Annotated in this window: 19 protein-coding genes; 15 read left to right on the top strand and 4 right to left on the bottom strand. The window is 45.1% G+C overall.

The features are described from left to right. The first annotated feature begins 137 nt into the window (after window positions 1–137). Together tal and MTO98_RS30640 are read left to right on the top strand one after the other, a co-directional pair. Window positions 138–1,232 carry a transaldolase gene (gene tal / locus MTO98_RS30635; RefSeq protein WP_243483007.1) on the top strand — a complete coding sequence of 365 codons (1,095 nt, stop codon included), beginning with the start codon at window positions 138–140 and terminating at the stop codon, window positions 1,230–1,232. A 129-nt stretch (window positions 1,233–1,361) separates the two neighbouring features. Next, a complete protein-coding gene (locus MTO98_RS30640; protein WP_112575363.1) occupies window positions 1,362–1,598 on the top strand; it encodes a hypothetical protein in 237 nt (78 codons plus the stop codon). Window positions 1,599–1,614: 16 nt separating this feature from the next. Here MTO98_RS30640 and MTO98_RS30645 read toward each other — a convergent pair whose 3' ends face one another. After that, window positions 1,615–2,169, bottom strand: coding sequence for a low affinity iron permease family protein (locus MTO98_RS30645; protein WP_112575424.1), 555 nt, complete (start codon window positions 2,167–2,169; stop codon window positions 1,615–1,617). Between the two features lie 1,245 nt (window positions 2,170–3,414). On the opposite strand from MTO98_RS30645, the gene MTO98_RS30650 reads away from it, so the two are divergent. The 12 genes from MTO98_RS30650 to MTO98_RS30705 all read left to right on the top strand — a co-directional run bounded on the left by MTO98_RS30650 (window position 3,415) and on the right by MTO98_RS30705 (window position 10,413). Further along, entirely contained in the window at window positions 3,415–3,999 is a 585-nt protein-coding gene (locus MTO98_RS30650) for a hypothetical protein (protein ID WP_243483009.1), read from the top strand. A gap of 30 nt (window positions 4,000–4,029) precedes the next feature. Continuing rightward, entirely contained in the window at window positions 4,030–4,374 is a 345-nt protein-coding gene (locus MTO98_RS30655) for a single-stranded DNA-binding protein (RefSeq protein WP_243483011.1), read from the top strand. Window positions 4,375–4,408: 34 nt separating this feature from the next. Further along, window positions 4,409–5,467 (top strand): DUF932 domain-containing protein, encoded by a 1,059-nt coding sequence (locus MTO98_RS30660; protein ID WP_243483012.1) that lies wholly within the window; start codon window positions 4,409–4,411, stop codon window positions 5,465–5,467. A gap of 53 nt (window positions 5,468–5,520) precedes the next feature. Continuing rightward, complete coding sequence (locus MTO98_RS30665) at window positions 5,521–5,895, top strand: hypothetical protein (RefSeq protein ID WP_243483016.1); 375 nt, start codon at window positions 5,521–5,523, stop codon at window positions 5,893–5,895. Window positions 5,896–5,897: 2 nt separating this feature from the next. After that, a complete protein-coding gene (locus MTO98_RS30670; RefSeq protein ID WP_243483018.1) occupies window positions 5,898–6,152 on the top strand; it encodes a hypothetical protein in 255 nt (84 codons plus the stop codon). A gap of 5 nt (window positions 6,153–6,157) precedes the next feature. Then, on the top strand, window positions 6,158–6,757 hold the full coding sequence (locus MTO98_RS30675; RefSeq protein WP_243483020.1) for a PRTRC system protein E: 600 nt from the start codon (window positions 6,158–6,160) through the stop codon (window positions 6,755–6,757). An 11-nt stretch (window positions 6,758–6,768) separates the two neighbouring features. After that, window positions 6,769–6,984: a PRTRC system protein C gene (locus MTO98_RS30680; RefSeq protein WP_243483022.1), complete on the top strand. Its 216-nt coding sequence runs from the start codon at window positions 6,769–6,771 to the stop codon at window positions 6,982–6,984. Window positions 6,985–6,986: 2 nt separating this feature from the next. Next, window positions 6,987–7,163: a hypothetical protein gene (locus MTO98_RS30685; RefSeq protein ID WP_243483024.1), complete on the top strand. Its 177-nt coding sequence runs from the start codon at window positions 6,987–6,989 to the stop codon at window positions 7,161–7,163. Next, on the top strand, window positions 7,160–8,164 hold the full coding sequence (locus MTO98_RS30690) for a hypothetical protein (RefSeq protein ID WP_243483026.1): 1,005 nt from the start codon (window positions 7,160–7,162) through the stop codon (window positions 8,162–8,164). Before MTO98_RS30685 ends, MTO98_RS30690 begins: the two co-directional genes overlap by 4 nt. Beyond that, window positions 8,139–8,732, top strand: coding sequence for a prokaryotic E2 ligase family D protein (locus MTO98_RS30695; RefSeq protein WP_243483028.1), 594 nt, complete (start codon window positions 8,139–8,141; stop codon window positions 8,730–8,732). The genes MTO98_RS30690 and MTO98_RS30695 overlap by 26 nt, the downstream gene beginning before the upstream one ends. A gap of 152 nt (window positions 8,733–8,884) precedes the next feature. Further along, window positions 8,885–9,724 (top strand): PRTRC system ThiF family protein, encoded by an 840-nt coding sequence (locus tag MTO98_RS30700; protein WP_243483030.1) that lies wholly within the window; start codon window positions 8,885–8,887, stop codon window positions 9,722–9,724. Window positions 9,725–9,954: 230 nt separating this feature from the next. Further along, window positions 9,955–10,413, top strand: a complete 459-nt coding sequence (locus MTO98_RS30705) for a macro domain-containing protein (RefSeq protein ID WP_243483032.1) — start codon at window positions 9,955–9,957, stop codon at window positions 10,411–10,413. 1,191 nt (window positions 10,414–11,604) lie between these two features. On the opposite strand, the gene MTO98_RS30710 is transcribed toward MTO98_RS30705, so the two are convergent. The 3 genes from MTO98_RS30710 to MTO98_RS30720 form a co-directional block, all read right to left on the bottom strand. Continuing rightward, window positions 11,605–11,934, bottom strand: coding sequence for a hypothetical protein (locus MTO98_RS30710; RefSeq protein WP_243483034.1), 330 nt, complete (start codon window positions 11,932–11,934; stop codon window positions 11,605–11,607). Window positions 11,935–12,677: 743 nt separating this feature from the next. After that, window positions 12,678–12,908, bottom strand: a complete 231-nt coding sequence (locus tag MTO98_RS30715) for a helix-turn-helix transcriptional regulator (protein ID WP_243483037.1) — start codon at window positions 12,906–12,908, stop codon at window positions 12,678–12,680. A 388-nt stretch (window positions 12,909–13,296) separates the two neighbouring features. Beyond that, on the bottom strand, window positions 13,297–13,557 hold the full coding sequence (locus MTO98_RS30720) for a hypothetical protein (RefSeq protein ID WP_243483039.1): 261 nt from the start codon (window positions 13,555–13,557) through the stop codon (window positions 13,297–13,299). A gap of 2,610 nt (window positions 13,558–16,167) precedes the next feature. Between MTO98_RS30720 and MTO98_RS30725 the strand changes: the two genes are divergently transcribed. Then, complete coding sequence (locus MTO98_RS30725) at window positions 16,168–19,614, top strand: PAS domain-containing protein (RefSeq protein WP_243483041.1); 3,447 nt, start codon at window positions 16,168–16,170, stop codon at window positions 19,612–19,614. Window positions 19,615–19,742: the final 128 nt, after the last annotated feature.

A 19,742-nucleotide genomic window follows, 5' to 3' on the forward strand; every position in this document is an offset into this window, starting at 1 on the left:
AACGTTACGAACGCGACTCAGTCAAAGTATTTATTATCTGACATCTTCACAAACATAAGTTGTAAAGCCGGGTTATTTAAATAGCATTTGATTTTTCCTGCTTGGCGGAGAACTATTTCCCATTTGCTACAGCTCTTATGGCAGACAATAAAGTTAAACAGATCCACCAACACAAGCAAAGCATATGGCTCGATTTTATCGATCGGAAAATCATGAATACCGGTAAGCTCAAACAAATGATCGATGAGGATGGCCTGCGTGGCGTAACCTCTAACCCGGCAATTTTTGAAAAGGCCATATCCTCGAGTTCGGACTATGACGCCGACATCAAGGCGAAAGCCGATAGTTCGCTAAGCGACGAAGAATTGTTTTTCGAACTGGCTATCGCCGATATTCAGCAGGCGGCTGACCTTTTTGATCCCGTTTATAATGACGATGTGGTGGGCGCTGATGGCTATGTCAGCTTGGAAGTCTCGCCAGCGCTGGCCTTAGATACCGAAGGAACTATCCGCCAGGCCAAGAACTTGTGGCAACGGGTCGACCGAAAAAATGTCATGATCAAGATCCCCGGCACCCTGCCCGGCCTGCCCGCTATCAAAGCGGCGATCGCTGCCGGAATAAACGTCAATGTTACGCTGATCTTCGGCCTGGAGCGTTATGAAGCCGTGGTCGAGGCTTATCTTTCCGGTTTGGAAGACCGGCTCGCCAAGGGAGAGCCCCTTAGCCAGATCGCCTCGGTCGCCAGTTTTTTCCTCAGCCGCATTGATGTGCTCGTCGATCCCATACTGGTAGATAGAGGGTTGAAGGACCTGAAGGGCGAGGTCGCAATCGCTTCGGCTAAAAAAGCTTATGCTATCTATCAAAGGGTTTTTCATTCAGAGCGCTGGCAGAAACTGGCCGATAAAGGTGCTAAACCGCAACGTTTGCTGTGGGCCAGCACCAGCAGCAAAGACCCTTCTGCCCGGGACACCAAGTATGTTGAAGCACTTATCGGGCCCGATACAGTCAATACCGCACCACTGGAAACTATTGACGCCTTCCGCGATCATGGAGTAGTGACTGATACCCTGGAATCGGGACTCCATTCGGCAGACAATACGCTGATTCAGCTACATCATGCGGGCATCGACCTACAGCAAATCACTGCTCATTTGGAACAGGAGGCCATTGAAAAGTTCAACCAGCCTTTCAAAACAATGTTGGCTGCCATCGCTGAGAAACGAAACAGCTGAAGTAAGGAATTGGTAATAGGTGAGTTTGGTGATTAATAATAGCCTTTGCTTTATTGTAATTTTTCCGCTGCAAACAGCTGTCTGATTGTGGATAAAATCAGCCACTGATGACCGATTTATGTCCCTTTTATGCCGAGGCCTATCGTGGCCGAAAGAGGCAATGAATTTATGGCTTTAAGCAAATATAGAAACGTTCCGTTGTATGCCAAAATAAAATTGCCCGGTAAGGCCTGGCTGGAATTTAAGATCGACGAAACGAACGGCGTAGCGCAAAAAATTACCTTTCTTCCACTGGGTTTTGCCTGGGGTCTTACTGATATGCCATGCTGCATTTCATCATTTTATCATCAAAGGCGTGCTCCATAAGATCGTAAAATTTCCATTATTTTGTTTTACTTACCGATTTTGCCGAGGATTTTTTTGCAGCTGGTTTGATTAACACATCCTTCTTATTCGGTTTCCCCGAGCTGCCCGTAACATAACTTTTGCGGCTTTGATAATGCCCCATTTTAATCTGGTGATTCTCCTCCGCCGCATCGATAGAGTGCGTGCAGGTGATATCATCTTCATCAAAAGCCAGCCGGGAAAGTTTCATATAAAACTTGCGTAACTGATCTAATTCCTCTTCACTCAAATCTTCCAAGTTGACCATCCTGTTGCTACTGCCTTCATGCGAAGCGATCAGCTCATTCAGCTTTAAGTGTATTGCCTTGGAGTCTTTATTTTGCGATTTCTGAATCAGAAAAACCATCAGGAAAGTAATGATTGTCGTCCCGGTATTGATGATCAGCTGCCAGGTTTCTGAGTAGTGGGCTAAAGGGCCGGTCGCCGCCCAAATGACAATCGTTAAAGCGGCAACAATAAAAGCAGTTGAACTGCCAGTCGCATTGGTTGCCCAATTTGCAAAACGTTCAAATAGGTTTTTCTTTTTAGTCATAACAAAGATTTTATCATAAAGGATTATATTCTTAAAATGTTTGAAAAATACCATTTCAGTGCCCTATGTCTGCCAAAAATGTTCATGCAGGCTTTTTTAACCTTTGTAATTGTACTGCAAAAATTTATTATCGCCTGAAAGGCCTGTGCGCAAACTCCGTCCGCGACGACTACAGCCCAGCTGGTTGGTCAGGAGTGGTGGGAAACGGCCATAGAAAAAATACGACCGAGACAAGGATCCGCAATATTCTTAGCTGTCGGTAAAGCAATCTTCTTTCTGACTTCAAAATTTGGCTTTGAGCATCGCTTTTCCCGGTCCTTGAATTTGGCCGGACCTTCGGCATTTTCTACAGGTGGCATTCCGCCAGGGCGCTGATGCACATGGAAAACTGCCCGGATAGACCCCGCTTCCCGGAACTCCGCGCGGCGATCAACATGTTTCTCTCAGTGTGTCAGGTCAATGAACGGCATTGGTTCTGACGGCGGGGAAATTATTTGAGGTGGCAACGGAGAAAGATATATTGCCATTACGATGATTACAACTATCATAATTGTTGCCACAGTGGCCAACGCTATAAACATTTTTTTAAAAGGTTGTTCCCTGCTGAAAGTCAATATATTTAACAAATTTTTCCAATTTATGATTTTCAAAGTAAACATATCAAAAATTGCAGCGTTCGATGACGCGATAGTGGAAATCTGCGAGAAAAACGGATTAGATAAACCTGATCATATGGAAATAAATAGCGACGATTCCCCAAACCTTAAAATAACAGTAAGCGATACCTTTATCGCCCGAATATCGAGAGAAAATGTAAAGCTGTTAAAAAGATTCTCCTAAGTAGCCGAAGTATTACGATTTAAAAATAACCGGGATCATAAAATATAGTTCATAGTTCAGTAAAGGTGCAACTTTGAGAAAAAGTAAAAAAACGCTCCTATAACACGATTTACCGGCGCGCCATAGCAGGAGCAAACCGGGCTTGCAGAAAATTTCCATTTTACAGGTACCATTATATTGTGATGAAACCATCATATTTAGCCATTGACCCTGAACATAGCCATTAAATGTTCTGCCGGGACTCTAAAAGGGTCGCGCCCGGCTAACACAGTTGCCCACCAGTAGTTCGTTTTTGCCTGGTTCTTCTTGAGCGCGACATTTTCACAGATCAGGTTGCTCTGGTTGCCGTTGACCTCCCGCCGACAAGCGTAAATATAAAGATTGACGTACCTCGGTTAACGGCCAATGAAAGCGGCAACCGGAATGTTTCCCCCAAAATTGTCTTACAGCGACATTTTATTGATTGGTAGCTGCTTCCTCAGGATTTGCAAATCTTCGACGGCTCTGTCGACATTGATAGTGTTGCTGTCCGAAGGTTTCGTCTATGATCTGCCCGTCCCCGCTGATCGAAGAGGATCAACTGGTAAAACAGGCCAGCCCTGCGGCAACATCATCTTCCTGAGGGGACGCGACTCCCCTTTTTCTATTGTACGTATACAACAATCGCCAGCAGTCCTGCAGGCTGAATTTCGGCAAACGCATCATAGCATTCCTGCATTTGTATCCGAAGGTTTGGAAAATTATAGGACCTACCCGCTGTTTTCGCCAGAAACGGATAAAAAGGCCAGCGAAGGTTTTGCCCGCGGCAATAAGACCTGGTCATCATCCGCAAAAGACTACGGCATAAACGGCCGCCTCCCCAAAGGGTCCCCTCCAATTATTCCGTTTCCTTTTGCCCCGCGCGGGCACCTTTCCGGGCTTTCTTTTTTTCCGTTTTTTCTTTTGAAAACAGCATTCAGGGGCAGGCGGCTAAAGGGAAAAGCAAATTAACGAATTGGTAAAATTTAAAAATTGAACATCATGGAGATAACAGGAAGATTGGTAGCAGATGCTACCGTGAGAACGACAGGTACTGACAAAAAAGTGACCGGGTTCAGGTTGGCGATCAACCGCAGGTACACTTCAAACGGGGAACAAAAAGAGGAAACGACCTATGTGGATTGCTCATTCTGGCGAACCGACAAATTAGCGCCATACCTGACCAAAGGTTTATTGGTACAGCTGTACGGCCACATGAGCGCAAGGCCGTGGGTGAGCAGGGACGGAGAACCGATGGCGAGCCTCAACTTTCACACGAACGAGATCACCCTGTTAGGCGCATCACAGAACAGTGACACCCGAAGCACTTTGCAAAGACAACGCTAATCCATCCATTTTTTAACCCTTAAAAATCAAGATCATGGCACACAACCTTTTTTATAACGAGCAGACCGGAAAAACAAGCTTCTTCAGCGTGAAACAAAAAGCATGGCATGGCCTCGGGCAGATCGTCGCAGATTACCCTACAAGCGCCGAGGCTATCCGCTTTGCAGGATTGGACTATACCGTAGAAAAACGCCCTTTGTTCACCAACGTATTGGAGAATGACCTGAACAACGGCGAGGATTTCGGCAAGATCGCAGTTCCTAATTTTTATGCTACCGTACGCAACGACAACAACAGCGTGCTGGGCGTGGTCGGCAAGGATTACGAAGTGGTGCAAAATGCGGATGCCTTTCAGTTCTTTGATGCCATCGTCGGCGGTGGCAACGGTATACAGTACGAAACCGCAGGCGCTTTGGGCAAAGGGGAACGGGTATTCATTACCGCCAAATTACCGGACTATATGAAGGTGGGCAGGGCGGATTTGATCGAACAATACCTTTTCCTGACCACCTCGCACGATGGCTTCGGCAGCATTTCCGCAGCGTTTACACCCATTCGCATCGTTTGCAACAATACCCTGAATGCTGCACTCCGCAATCAGACGGGAGCGATCAAGATCAGGCATACCGCTTCGGCCAATGACCGCCTGAAACAGGCGCATACGCTTATGGGGATTTCCAATACGATGGCCACCGAACTGGAGGAATTGTTCAATTACTGGACTAAAGTTCGGATTACCGACAAACAGATAAAAAAACTGATACAAGTCGCAATGGCCCCGAATAAGGAGGTCATTACCAATTTGGAACTCGGCCTGCTTGACAAACTGTCAAGCACCTATACCAATATCGTTGACAACGCATTCGCCTATGCGATGGGAAACGAAACGCAGCAGATGGAAACCACTGCCGGGACATTGTTCGGCGCTTACAACGCCATCACCGGCTATTATCAGAACGTCCGCAACTTCAAGGACGGTGACGCCAAATTTAAATCGATCATCGAGGGAACAGCCAAACAACGAGCACAGGTAGCATTCAACCTTTGCGGGGGTTTTGCCCGCCGTGGTGTCGATGCCCTCAGCCTTTCTTAACCTGACAGGGGGAGCGATCCCCCCTTTTTATTCACCTTTTAAAATCAGAACATATGCAGCCTTTAAGAATATTGAACAACGTGCAAAAAGCAAGGCTATTGCACAGCCTGCTGAACGAGGAAATCCCCGCATTCCTTGCCTACCTGAATGAACTCACCGAGACGGTATTGAACAACCGGGAGCAGATCGCCGCGGACTGGAAAGACCAGTTGTTCGGCGTGGAGTTTTGGTTCGGACTGGCCGAAGACGTACAGCGCATCATGGCCAAATATACCCGTGACCTGTATAAAAGCCCGAACGTGTTCGCCGACCAGTTATTCGACGGGTATACGGCCATCTTCTGCGCCCATGCCTTAATGCAGTATGTGGCGCAAGCCAAGCACAGCGACCCGAAATTTAAACCCGCAGTAGAACTTTTATTTAATTGACCATGAACACAGGAGGAAACTATAACAATTCCTATGCTTTATTACTGATCGTAACCGGCCTGCTTATTCGCTGCCTGATCGGCAGGCGCAGGTTTTACCGGCGAAACGTGGCAGGGCTACAGCAATTCCCCTCCTATCGGCGGGCAATCTGTACGACGATATTGGAAACCCTGCTTTCGGTGATCGCCAGTTTATTCCTGTTGGCGGGTATGCTTTGGCTTGCCCTCGCAGTATTGAACCACCTATTTAAATCTTAATCAATATGAAAACGAACTTTTTTGAACAGATCAGCACATTCGCCTTTGAGGGCAATATGCTGTTGAATATCCACAACGACAACAAAGGGCAGCTGACCGTTTCGGTCGTATTGCGCAAAGGCGAAATTTCGGCGACCGCAGGAAATACCCTCCCGCCGATGACCATCGGCGGAACAGCCGCCGAACTGGACGAGGGATTTTTTACGGAACTGGCCACCCCAGTCAAGCAGACCATCGGACTGGTCAATAATCTGGAAACCTATCAGAAAGAACTTGAAAAAGCCAAAAACAAAAACACTGCCAACAGCAAAAAGGTCAAAACTGCTGACGAGGCCGGGGACGACAACGACAGCGACGAAGCAAATGACCTGTTCGCCCAACAGGCTGACGACAAACAGGCGAAAGCGGAAAAGAAACGCCTCTTTGACGAGGCGATGGAAAGGGCGAAAGAACTGGCCAAGCAGATGAAATACACCGAAGCGTTGGCGCAGTTACCCGACCCTACCGACTATCCCGAACAGGTCGAAACCCTCAACAAGAGGCGCAAAGAGATACAGGCAGGTAAGGAAACCTATGACAAGCTAACCCAACAGTTCAACGATTAACAGCAATTGCCATGAAAGTAAACAAATTACAGCGGGTATTCCTGCATAAAGTCAACGGGCAGGATGTCCGACTGACAGACCCGAACGAGAATTTCGCCATTACCGATGTACAGCATTTCTACAGCGGGACATATCCGATATTAACGAATGCCAAGATCACAGGCCCGGAGATCATTGACGGCGAAGCGCAGTACCGCTTCGAAACGACGATGGGAACTAAAGGATAAAGATGAGAACACAGCGAAAGAACAGGATTATACAAATTAAACCCGACAGCCCCCAATGGAAAATACAGCAATTGTTCGGCGCATGGGCAGGCAGCTTAGATCGCCTGCCGGATGCCGGCGAAGTCAGGCGAAACCCGCCAAGAAGCGCCCCTTTGGGCGTAGCGGAAATGGTTTTTTGAGCCATGTTTTCCAACCCTTTTGGGCATTTACCGGAAAACGGGAAGTCATGGAGCTGGAGTTTAATAACTCCCTCCTGAACCTTTCCGCTTATTATGGCCTCCAAATACCGGATATGTCCGCCCTGCCCTTTCCGCAGAATGTTTATGATTCATGGAAAGAAATTGCCGGACAGATCAGTAAGGCCAATCAAAACGATCATTGTATGATCATGGCGGATGAAAGCAGGCAGGCCGTTTTAGCAGTGGTCAGCACATTCGATCTGAAAGGCTGTTTTTTCTATCTCCCGGTTCGCCCCTTTTGGCGGTGGTCGCAATCGGCGCAGCACGAGCGGATTGCCGGATTGCTCACCGTCATTTTCGCCTATCTCTACCAGATTGTTGGACTTCCATTTTATGCAGAGCATGGTACATTCATGGACAGCCAGTATGACTGCCTCGAAAACTGGCTGAACGAAGCGGAGGACGAGGGTTTGGACGACAAAGAAGATAAAGCCTGGCGCGAAAAACGGGAAAATACCATGTACGGGTTAAGGCAGGCGGGTATTCACATCCTGCGCCTTATCCAAAATCCGCAGCAATTGGCACAGATGGAAAAAGTCGTGACCGCCTACCGTCACCGGGATCAGCACGAACTGGAATGGGAATTAATCGGCTTGGATTTCCTGAAGTTACACCGGGACTACCCCGTTCGTTCACTGGCAGATAGTATACACCCCGACCTGCTTTACCCCTATGAGGACGAGCGCATCAAGCCAACTGAATATACAGGCTTTTATTGGAGCGGGACAGACTGCTTTGCCGATGAACTGGATGAACTCATCAACTGCACTTTTCAGGAAATGCCCGTCATGGATGAGCCCGTTTCCGTGAAATGCTTTGACCGGATGCCACCAAAAGAAAACAACGACTTTGATTTTGAGAACAGGTTTTTCCCTTTAATGGAGCGCCTGCGAAACCTTTTAGACGACTACGATCATGAAGAATATAACGGAACAATTTAATACCAGCTTCCAACCCTTTAAAGTCCTGCTTTTGTACAGGCACGACCGGGAAGCGGATATCAGCCAGATCGAGAACACGCCGAGAGAAACGCAGATCTATGTCGAAAGCTATGACATTGGCAGGAACGGGCAACCGGTTAACGCCCATCCGCTGACGATCAAGGAAATGACAGGCTTATCTGAAATTTTAAAGACCTCGCAGGATTTAAAAGATGGCTACCTCAAAAGTAAAGGACTTTTACCCGCTAATCTTTTGTACGTCAATCAGCAAACCAACGGAAACGCCATTTGGTACACGCCACCCACGCAGGTTGATCTGTACTTTGTTGAGAGCCTCGATATCCGGTCAGGAAAATGCGGAATCCCCGGCATGGTATGGAAAGCCAATGCCGAAAAGCTTTCAGTTTTTGCCGTCAGGGGAAAGACCAAACCCAATTTGGACACCCTCCTTTACCATGCCCCTTATCTCAATATTTATCATAACGGGGCGGTTTGTATGGGTACGGTCAGCATCAACATCGGCCAAACGACATCGTTGGAAGATTTTATGGATGCATGGGAAAGTTAGTTTTTCAACAGTTATTTCAGCCATTCCATCAGCGGTAATAACAGCACGAAATCCAATACGACCGATCTGTGGCGCAAACTCTCCGGCGCGGGGAAAGATTTCCCGCAGCAGGAACTGCTCAAAACACCATACACCCTTAAATCCCTGCTCTGATGAAAAAGATCAAAATCAAAAAACCATCAGTACATATCGTGGGAAACGAAATATTACGGCCGTACAACCCCATCACGGTCAACCTGATCGGCGCAGGCGGTACGGGCGGACAGGTGCTTACCGCCCTCGCAAGGATGAACTTGTCATTGATCAATTTGGGTCATCCGGGGCTAATGGTCAGGCTGTTCGATGATGACAAAGTGGAAACGGCCAACCTCGGCAGGCAGTTGTTCACGACCGCAGAACTCGGACAGTTCAAAGCGGTTGCCCTCATCAATCGCATCAACCGCTTTTTTGGGTCGAACTGGAAAGCAGAAACGATGCGGTACGATCAGCACATGGCTGACCGAAACGCTGCGGCATCCGCCACCCTCACCATCAGCTGCGTGGACAAAGTAGAAGCAAGGTTCAGCATCGCAAAAATTTTAATAGAAACTGTACACAATTATCACGGGCGGAACCGCCCGAAATACTGGATGGATTTCGGCAACAGCCGGACAAGCGGGCAGGTTATCCTGTCCACATTGGACAAGATCACACAGCCCCTTTCCAAACAATACGAAACCGTGGATAGCCTGCCCCTCGTGACTGAAGAGTACCGGGATTTATTGCTGTCGTCCGAGGAGGCCGACGACACCCCAAGCTGTTCCCTCGCCGAGGCCCTGACCAAACAGGATTTGTTCATCAACTCCACACTGGCCAATTACGGCGCATCGCTCTTATGGCAGCTCTTCCGAGAGGGCATCCTGTTTAACCGGGGCTGTTTTCTGAACCTGAAAGACTTTATTTCAAAGCCGCTAAAAATTGAACAGCATGGAAATAACCGGCCTCGCAGGTAACAAGATCATTGTAACCGTCCTTAAACTGGCCATCATGCAGGCAGAACGATTTTCGGTACTACCGTAAGGACACCCCACCGAAACCTTACCTTTATATTCAAAATTATTGGGAAGACAGGTATCATAAATTAAACACATGGAACGATCTGCACCCGACATAACCTTAGAGCGGATACCTTATATTTGCGACCTTAAAAACAGTAAAGTTATTCATTCATAACCATATACCCATGCTACGTTACACAACCGGAAATTTGTTAAGTTCAAGTGCGGAAGCACTGGTCAATACCGTGAATACCGTTGGCGTGATGGGCAAAGGTATCGCCTTGCAATTCAAACGGGCCTTCCCCCATAATTTTGAGATTTATAAAGTTGCCTGCCTGAACGGGAGTTTCCGCACCGGGCAGATACTGGCGGTCAGGGACAGCGAACTGATCCTTGGCGAACGGTTGATCATCAATTTCCCGACCAAACAGCATTGGAAATTTCCTTCCAGGTATGAGTATATCGAAAGCGGATTGCAAACGCTTGTAGCCTACCTCAAGGAAAATGCAATAAAAAGCCTGGCCATGCCGGCCTTGGGATGCGGGAACGGCGGACTGGACTGGCTAAAGGTCAAAGCCATGATCGAACAGCATTTGTCCGGCGTGGATACCGATATATGGTTGTATGAACCCACAATCCGTTGAGAGAAATGTCTTTAATTCCCCGGCGGGCGGGCTTTGCCCGCCCCTGAAAACGCGCCATATTTTTGACAGGAAAAACGGGGAGGTAAAAATACGGCGCGCCTCATAGGAGCCGATTAGCGCTCTCAGGTCTTTAAGACCCTCTTGTTTTTCCCGGGCTCATGACGGGTTTCAAAATTCCTGAACCAAATCCTTGAATAAAAAATCAGCAGGACTTACCCTTAACGCTTCAAGTATTTCCAGGAGGAGAGTATAACTGATATTATTGCCCGGTCTTCCCCTGCGAAGCCAAAACCTGCGGATATTTTGTGGGAAAGCGAATTTATCAGATCGCCAACGTCCCTTTTCAAGCCATATCGTCTCAAGACCGTTGCCTATTTTTCCTCAATTATGAATTACTGCATCGTACCCTGTCACCAGATTTAAGATTTCCGGGAGAGGTTGACCTTCGCCCTATCGCCTTCGCCCGGACGCGAAGATTCGTTCTGGCTTCGGAATAGCACGACAACGATACATTCTGGAACATTTCGCAGAAACCTGATTGACCGGGGAAAAGTCGTAGAAACCATTGCGCGGGAGAATGGTTAGTTCGCATGAATCTGATATTTACATCATTCACAAATCAGGGAGACGATTTTCATTTTGTCAATTTTCAGCCAAAAAATAACCAAAATTTCATCCCGCCTGCACAAACAATACAAACTTAATAACTACCTTTATATTGAAATTGTTGGACAGCACTAATATTCCTGATACGGCCCTACATCAACCAAGCCCGCATAGCCGGGCTTTTTTTTTAAAATTAAAAACCTTTTAATTGCTTTCAGCGAATTCATATTGTTATTTTAAAAGGGGTATTAAATAACACAATCCTTAGCCATGCTTTTCAGTAAGCGTGGCTTTTTTATAGCTGAACATGGACAAAGTTTAATTACCTGTTACACTCTTTTCCCGAAAACAATCACCAACCTCTACGGATATAGCGATTACTACAGACAAAAAAACGGGCGCAACTGCGCCCGTTTTGCCAATTTAACCCTTCCTAAACAATCCTAAATAAAGTAGACAAATCCCAATAAAATTTGTTTCAAAAAGCTAAAAATTGAATGATTTCCTGTTTCTGCTTTCTTTGCAAAGTCCAATCCTTTCAAAAACGTTATATACGCCTGCGCTAAATCTATTAAAAGTTAACAGCTAATTAAACCGGCTTGCATCCAGATCTTTAAATGCAAATTCAAATTGTTTCTTACGGGCAATTATTTTAATGAAAATTTCCCCTTTATAGGTAACCGTGAACACTTCTTGAGTTAAATGAGAAGAAACTTGGTAAGAAATGTCTTCCAAGTAAGAGTCTGAATAATTGAAGCTGATCAAAGCGGTGTGTTGCTGTACTCGTCTTCTTAAATCAAATAGGTTGACAATTCCATTGCAGTCTGGATTCAACATCAGTTTTTTACAATAGATCTGCAACTCGAGGATTATCGGGTTATGCGGTAACGTAAAGTCATGATTGATGATTTTCATAAAACCCCTTTTAAAATAGAATGAAAATTTCAGTTGATGGCTGACTCCTTGGAACGCACCAATTCTCGAAATAAACTTTTGAGTTCTTCGACCGGTAAACGTTCATCTGTCGGGCTTTGACAGCTCACGTTGTCAATCGCGTAAAATATAGCATTTTTCTGGTCGACACTGAATGCGTCCCTATTTGAGCCGGCAAACCTCTTTCCTGAAGAGAATTCCTTCTGCGCAATCATACACCCTATTTCTGGCGTGAGTATTGAAACATTAAATTCAAGCCCTTCAGGTTCGTCAAATAAGATCACTTCAAAAATATACCTCTAATTATCAATATTAGCGGTTAATCGCATGGTCGATTTCTTAAATATCAAAATTACTGTTTAATACAACAAATTATTCTTTAAAAGAATAGACTACACGTGTAAATACTTTAAGCTGCCTCTTCAGGTATTCGAGTTGAAAAATGTCATATCGGTGCGGCGCAGCCTAGAGTGCTTGTCAATGTTCACGGATCGCTTTCAACAAGATTGGGGAATTTTTTTCCGATGATCCAATATTCGCATTGCCTGCAACTAAAAAAATTGCAGAGATACAGAAAAAATTAAAGAAAGCCTGGCATCGCGCCGGGCCTAATGTCCGGTACGGACTTTGAAAGTTCCTTCTATTCAATGATATACTCTTTTGGAGAAACGTATTTCTAGAATACTCACTCTAAACGCATTAAAACCTCTTTGAAAAGAAATTTGTCAAATTAAATCGGCGAAGAATTCGTTTATGTCGATGTCAAGAACATTAAGCAGTGATAACATATCTTCTAAAAGAAAGTCTGAAATCCCTTCTTCTATAACGATCACCGTTTCAATCGGAACCCCGGCTCGTTCAGCAACCTGCTCTCTCGTAAGCGAGCGATAAGCCCGCTCAAGTAGAAATTTACGCCCGGATTTGATTCTAAGCTCGCGCGCTCTGGCTTCATCCATAAGGTAAAAGGTTTCGGATAAAGATACGCTGATCATACATCATACAACGAATGGTTGTAGAAAAAAAACAACCATATTGTGAATACAAGGAATTATTTAATTCAGATTAATACAAAAACCGGGCATGAACCCGGCCAAAGGTTTGATCCAATGAATGCAGATTATGCATAATGTCGATGCCATAAACCATCAGTAACACATTCTGAATTATGAAAGATTTTATCTTTAAAAAATAATACAACAGTAGTTGAAAGATCAACAACATCATAAAAGGCCTGAATTTCCGGGCTTTTATTACCTATCTTAAATTTGTTAGGAGTCGATTACACAACTGATCTATGACATTATGCATTCCGTTTGGTTTGATTTAATTTTAGCGAAATGTATCTTATTGCCAAACTTCATCAAGCAATCGTAATGCAAGAATGTTACTGACATCAAGCCAATCCTGTAGTCGTTTATCACTGCATACCCAATTAAAACGCTTCGCATCACGTACGAAAATAAAATAGCGTGTCTCGTCTGGCAGGTATACGAAATGAGGTGTCCATAGGCCTGGTTCTTTACCGGTTGCTATGACAATAACATCAACATGTTCATCATAGTCCGAAGGTAAAATAGTCCGGGCCGTAAGAAATGCGCGTTGCAAATCGGAAATCATGACGAAAGATAAAAAATCTTTGACTTTCAGCTATCTTCAAATGAATTGGTTTATAAAATCACGCATGCTTTTCTGCTTAATACGTTATAACCCAGCTCTATCTTACTGTAAGCATTTTGACTAATTCCAGGTTTTACTGCTAAATATCCTCGCGAATACTTTTTTGTTCGCGAATGGAACATATATTTTTAATTATTGATTTTACCCGCTGTTGTAACGACTGTTGCATGTATTATAAAATACTAATCTTCATATCCGTCCAGAATATGATGCGTAAGCCATAATATACAATTTCAGGGTCTATCTTACCCCTATCAGGAACAATGCAAATTAAAAGCAAAACGCGAACATTTTGCGCATCTTGGGGAGTCAATTACACACTTAAAATACAAAAAATCAGTTTATTAGCTATTCTTGTGTTTTCTGAACGATATCTTAATGCCGTTTTGCCAGTATTTAGCTAGTGTGATGATGCTCAGAAAGTGAATCATATGAATCAATATCTTGAACTTATGGTTATTCATATACAGGCTTTTAACTCCTATTGTACGCGTCGAATTAATAAAGGTTACGATCGCCCGGCAACGATCAAGGGAAGGGTTATTTATGGCTGCCAATTTCGGTCGGAATTAAACTTACAGCTGGGAGAATAGCTTAAGCAGAAAGATTTATCAGAGGATAATGAAGATGATTGGCATACCAGCGTATTACTGCGTGTAATGGTAACAGGTCCTCACACTCATAACGGATCACCCGGAACACGAGCGAGCGCACTCCGATAACCGCGAAAAGTACGAGATCGCCATCCATAGGCGAATAATCGCATTTTTCTATCACGACAAGCCGGCAATCCAGTTCAGGTACGATAATGACATCTATCCCATAGCTAGCTACTAAATGACAGGTACATGCTTCCATACGGTATGATATGCAAAATTTATTCCATTGTGCGAACATAGAAAATCTGTTAGTGCATATTTCACGTGCAATTTCCCTTATTTTTATGATTAATATCATTATTCTAATAGTTGCGGACACTCACCGTAAAGTGCAAAGGGGATGAATGATGGGCAGCAGATCAGTTTCGACGGAATTTAACGCGAGAAAAGAATAATTTGTTCACGGATGGCAGTGTATGGTATTGCGTCCAATTTCTTTCAGACTGATATCACTATGCTACCCTTGCTGATTGCTTTGAAATGTGATTGCGCAAAATAGCTTTGGCCTTACTTGTTTTCCTTTAAAACAACAAGCAAACGTCGTATTGCTTATAGCGGTCCAGCGCCTCGCGCTGACACTCTTTAAAGATTGCCCGGATATTTTTGCATTGAAAAAGCGAATTATATTTGGAACATAAGTTAATTTCTTCAAACCATCGATTTGTTGATTTTATGGGAATCACTTCGATGCTTCATCAACTCCAGGACTTCAACCTCCAGCGCTACCGCTGTGTCGATTAGGCGTTGAACGGAGGGCTTGCCGTTTCTGAGTAAAAGTCGCTGTAAGCGTCTTGGCCAATGTTAAGTTGATATGCCAGGTAATCTTAGGAGTAATGTTTGATTTTCCGTATTTGTCTTATAAATTCGAGAATCAGAATAGTTCGATCTTTAACTCGTTCGATCAATAGCCAATGCAAATAGAGCCAAAAGCTCAAAATCAGGAAACATATGCTTTCATACCGATGAACGTTTTGCAAGTATTTTATAATTATAAATTTCTTCTAAATCACAATTTAGCTCTGTCTACAAAAACCGGGAATCAACCGACTCGTATGTTCTCTAAAATAAACCTAAATGTCTCCTCTTTCAAACTGCCTGGAAGCGCTGAAGCTGTTGGTGCTTGCGAAATGCGCGCTTACGACGATGACGCCTTTTCACGCAGGTCATGTCGCGGCTTCCGTTTTGTCCTTAACGAAGTACCAGCTTTCAGAAACGACAATCCTTAGGCTTTACGGGCATCTGCCATCGAAATTCCCACCCTCCTGCTTTACCAAGGATGTGCTTGCCATATTTTGTGGGTATGCAAATTATGCGGCATTTTGTGAACTGCAAAAGCACAGAGCGGGATAAAGGATATAGCAATCCTCCTTCGTCAAAAACATCATTTCTTAAATTGACAACCCAATTATATATCTCACCGTAAAAGATAGCAGAACAATATTCGCTTTATAGATACTCCGCATTTTAAACGCATGCTTTTTACGACACGATTAGTGTCCACTGGCATTATATTTTCCGATTCACTAATTTTGCGCCCTTGCCTTTTGGCTCGGGCTTGTTTTTTTACAAATACAATTATAGAGATTATAACACAATGACAATCAAGAATCTGCCATCCTAACATATAAAGATTTGTCGATCATGACCTTTTAAATGCATATCAGTCCAAAAAAGAACAATGGCTTCGTACCGAAAAATCGGAAATCGGTCACTATTCCTCAGCGCGTTAATAACCCCACCGGAATATCCAGATATGCCATTTGAAACGAACAAACATATGAACATAAACGTTATAAAAAAAACTCGTTTTACACGCTTATGTCAACAATTCAGAGGTTTTGAAGTTATAAGGGGAAACATTTAAAAGCCCCAATTAACAGTGGACAAGGAATATGCTTTTTTAGCCGGGAGCGGCGAACATCATGATCTAATTAAACGGACCGACTGGGCAGCTACCAGTTTGGGTAAACCAGAGTCGTGGCCGGACAGTCTACGCTCAGCTACCAGCATCGTTCTCAATTCCGGGTTCCCCATAGCCATATACTGGGGTGCCGATTTCAGTTTAATATACAATGAACCCTGGAGCACTATTCCGGGCCAGAAACATCCCTGGGCTTTAGGGAAACCAGGTGCGCAAGTGTGGGCAGAAATATGGGGGGGCTTAAAAGAGGAATTTGAATCGGTTTTATACGAGGGGGCATCTTACCGTCGCCCTGACGCTCCACTTTACATGCATCGGTTCGGTTACACTGAAGAATGTTATTTTGATTATACGCTTTCGCCAATCAAAGCAGCAGATGGGAGCGTTGGCGGTGTCTTTAACGCCGTGATCGAAACCAGCTTCCGCGTTGTCAATGATCGCCGCAATCAGCTACTTGTCACGCTGATGAACCGAAAAAACGAGGCACGCCGGTTGACCGAATCGGTGCAGATCGTCAAAGATATTTTGGAAACGGCCCATGCTGACATCCCATGCTTTGCTATTTATGGCATTCGAAACAACGACCACGCTACAATCCTCGCCGCCGCTGGCTGGGATGTTGATCGTTTGGTACCTGTTCCCGACGGTCATGTACATGACATTCATTTGATTTATCCAGATGAAATCAGTCATTTCTGGCCTGAACCCCTGGTAGAAGCTTATGCTGCACCAATAGCCCACGGGGATGCCGAAATGCAGGGGCAATTCGTTTGCGGGATTTCTGCCCGCAAGCGCTTTGACAAGGATTATTCTTTATTCATCGAAAGTGCAGCCTTGCACATTGGAACGATCCTGAACAACGCGCTCGCTTATGAACTTGGCCAGGAATTTCAAAATCAGCAAACGCTGAATGAAGAACTCGGCGCTGCAAACGAAGAACTCGCGGCCATCAACGAAGAATTAAATTCCACTCAGGAAAATCTTTACCAGCTGAATGCTGAGCTGGAAGGACGTGTTCATGAACGCACCGCTGAACTGCGTATTGAACGCGACAAATTACACCGATTTTTTATGAACGCGCCGGCCGGTATTTGCATTTTGTCCGGCCCGCAGCTCGTTTTCGAGTTGGTTAATGGCCCATACCAGGAATTCTTACCGCAAAGGAAATTACTCGGCCGGCCAATATTTGAGGCCTTGCCGGAGATTGAACATCAACCGATAGGCGATATCATACGGAATGTTTATGTCAGTGGAGAAGCTTACCAGGGGAATGAACTTTTGGTACCGCTGATAAATCCTTCCGGCGATCTGGTAGAAAGGTTTTTTAATTTTACCTATCAACCCCGTACTGACCCATCAGGCGCGACCGATGGCATTATGGTGTTCGCTTACGACGTTACTGAACTTGTTCGCGCACGCAAGCATTCTGAGAAGGTCGAATCCGATCTCCGGGACCTGGTGATGAATTCCCACTATCCGCTGATGATACTGCGCGGCCCCGAATTTATAGTAGAGATCGCCAATCGCCCTTTGGCAGATTTCTGGTATAAAGATCTCGAAGAAATTACCGGACAAAAACTCATGGATATTTTACCGGAATTGATCGACCAACCTTTTCCTGCCCTACTGGCGCATGTTTATAAAACCGGAGAAGCTTACGGGCAGGAAGAGGAAATATTTTATGTGGAAAGTGAAACAGGACGACTGACAAAATATATCAGTTTTTATTATGACCCGATCAAAAGCCCTGACGGGCATGTAAATGGTATCATCGTTACGGCTTCCGACATTACCGAAATGGTGAAATCGCGTCATTTGCTTCAGGAGAGCTACAGTGAACAACAATCCCTGACCGAAGAGGTGGCGGCCACTAACGAGGAACTGGTAACGACCAATGAGGAACTCAGCGAAACACAGCGTTTGTTAGAGCAGACGATTACGGGATTAAAGCAAAGCGAAGAAAGGTTTCGCTTCCTGCTGAACGCTGTACCGCAACAGGTTTGGACTGCCAAACCTGATGGTGCGCTCAATTATGTTAATGACGTTGTTTGCGAAGACTTCGGGGAACACTCCAATGAAACCATCGTGGGTAACGGCTGGCGAAACTATGTTCATCCAGATGATCTGCCAGGTGCCCTGGAAAAGTGGACCCGCTCGCTTCATAATGGCCGTGAATACCTGACCGAATTCCGTTTACTTTTCGCTGACGGGAACTACTACTGGCATTTGTCACGTGCGCTGCCCCTGATCGAAGAAGACCGCATTGTATTATGGGTAGGTACCAATACCAATATCCATCAGCAAAAAACCAATGAGTTCAAAAAGGACGAGTTCATCAGTATTGCCAGCCATGAGCTGAAAACGCCCTTGACTACCATCAAAGCATTTTTTCAATTGACGCAGCGCGAGATCAATCAGCAACCACGCATCCAGCCACTGATCGGCAAAGCACAACGGCAACTGGACCGGCTCGGCCGGCTGATCGAAGACCTGCTTGATGTATCCCGTATCAATGCCGGGAAAATGGTCTACCATAAGGAGGAATTTGACTTTAAGCTCATGTTGCGCGAAGTTGTTGAAAGTATGCAGCATACGACCAACACCCACCAGATTATTTTGGACACCGATTGTCAGATCCTGTATAGCGGTGATCAGCACCGCATGGAACAGGTGATGGTCAATCTGATCGGCAATGCGATAAAATATTCCCCCGATGCAGATCAGGTGATCGTACGTTGTGCGCAGGAAAATCAAAACCTCATTGTTTCGGTAGAGGACTTTGGGATAGGTATCCCTGAAGAACATTTGAAAGGCCTGTTTGATCGTTTCTACCGTGTTGACAATTCATCTGCGAGATTTCAAGGTCTTGGCCTGGGTTTATTTATCGCGTCGGAGATCGTTAAGCGGCATGGCGGCAGTTTCTGGATCGAAAGCAGCCCGGAAAAGGGATCAACTTTTTTCTTCCTACTGCCATTAAGCGGGCAGCAAAAGTTTTCAGACCTCTCGACAGATCAGCAAAGCTACTATGAAGGTAGTTTTATCTCCATCCGCTACCAGCCTGACGGCCACTTTATGGATGTGGACTGGAAAGGCTACCAGAACTATGACTCCGTAGTTCAAGGCTGCGAGATCTTGCTTGATCTGATGAAAAAGAATCAATGTTCACTGGTTTTAAATGATAACACTTCTGTCAAAGGTAACTGGTCGGAAGCGTCAGACTGGGGTGCAGAAGTTTGGTTCCCGGCGATGGCCAAAGCCGGCCTGAAGAAATTCGCCTGGATATATTCTCCAAGTACTTTCAGTCGCATTGCGGCAGGCAAAAGCCTGCCTTCCGAGTATGATACCGTACAGGTTGCCTTTTTTGAAGATAAGGAAACGGCTCTGCAATGGCTGTTATCCCGGTAGACAGTCTTTGCAAAAGTGTATGTTAAAAAGGATGTTTTAAAGCCATATGTATAGTTCATCCACTGGTAAAGCGACTCGTTTGCGTGTATGGTAGTTTGGAATAATTATTGCCCCCGGCATCAGGGAAA

The sequence above is a fragment of the Mucilaginibacter sp. SMC90 genome, assembly GCF_022811725.1.
Classification (GTDB): Bacteria; Bacteroidota; Bacteroidia; order Sphingobacteriales; family Sphingobacteriaceae; genus Mucilaginibacter.

What these genes read in the sequence shown, in the direction of transcription:
- tal (WP_243483007.1), top strand. Translation starts at nt 138, where the DNA reads ATGGCAGACAATAAAGTTAAACAGATCCACCAACACAAGCAAAGCATA.
- MTO98_RS30640 (WP_112575363.1), top strand. Translation starts at nt 1,362, where the DNA reads ATGCCGAGGCCTATCGTGGCCGAAAGAGGCAATGAATTTATGGCTTTA.
- MTO98_RS30645 (WP_112575424.1), bottom strand. Translation starts at nt 2,169, where the DNA reads ATGACTAAAAAGAAAAACCTATTTGAACGTTTTGCAAATTGGGCAACC.
- MTO98_RS30650 (WP_243483009.1), top strand. Translation starts at nt 3,415, where the DNA reads ATGAAAGCGGCAACCGGAATGTTTCCCCCAAAATTGTCTTACAGCGAC.
- MTO98_RS30655 (WP_243483011.1), top strand. Translation starts at nt 4,030, where the DNA reads ATGGAGATAACAGGAAGATTGGTAGCAGATGCTACCGTGAGAACGACA.
- MTO98_RS30660 (WP_243483012.1), top strand. Translation starts at nt 4,409, where the DNA reads ATGGCACACAACCTTTTTTATAACGAGCAGACCGGAAAAACAAGCTTC.
- MTO98_RS30665 (WP_243483016.1), top strand. Translation starts at nt 5,521, where the DNA reads ATGCAGCCTTTAAGAATATTGAACAACGTGCAAAAAGCAAGGCTATTG.
- MTO98_RS30670 (WP_243483018.1), top strand. Translation starts at nt 5,898, where the DNA reads ATGAACACAGGAGGAAACTATAACAATTCCTATGCTTTATTACTGATC.
- MTO98_RS30675 (WP_243483020.1), top strand. Translation starts at nt 6,158, where the DNA reads ATGAAAACGAACTTTTTTGAACAGATCAGCACATTCGCCTTTGAGGGC.
- MTO98_RS30680 (WP_243483022.1), top strand. Translation starts at nt 6,769, where the DNA reads ATGAAAGTAAACAAATTACAGCGGGTATTCCTGCATAAAGTCAACGGG.
- MTO98_RS30685 (WP_243483024.1), top strand. Translation starts at nt 6,987, where the DNA reads ATGAGAACACAGCGAAAGAACAGGATTATACAAATTAAACCCGACAGC.
- MTO98_RS30695 (WP_243483028.1), top strand. Translation starts at nt 8,139, where the DNA reads ATGAAGAATATAACGGAACAATTTAATACCAGCTTCCAACCCTTTAAA.
- MTO98_RS30700 (WP_243483030.1), top strand. Translation starts at nt 8,885, where the DNA reads ATGAAAAAGATCAAAATCAAAAAACCATCAGTACATATCGTGGGAAAC.
- MTO98_RS30705 (WP_243483032.1), top strand. Translation starts at nt 9,955, where the DNA reads ATGCTACGTTACACAACCGGAAATTTGTTAAGTTCAAGTGCGGAAGCA.
- MTO98_RS30710 (WP_243483034.1), bottom strand. Translation starts at nt 11,934, where the DNA reads ATGAAAATCATCAATCATGACTTTACGTTACCGCATAACCCGATAATC.
- MTO98_RS30715 (WP_243483037.1), bottom strand. Translation starts at nt 12,908, where the DNA reads ATGGATGAAGCCAGAGCGCGCGAGCTTAGAATCAAATCCGGGCGTAAA.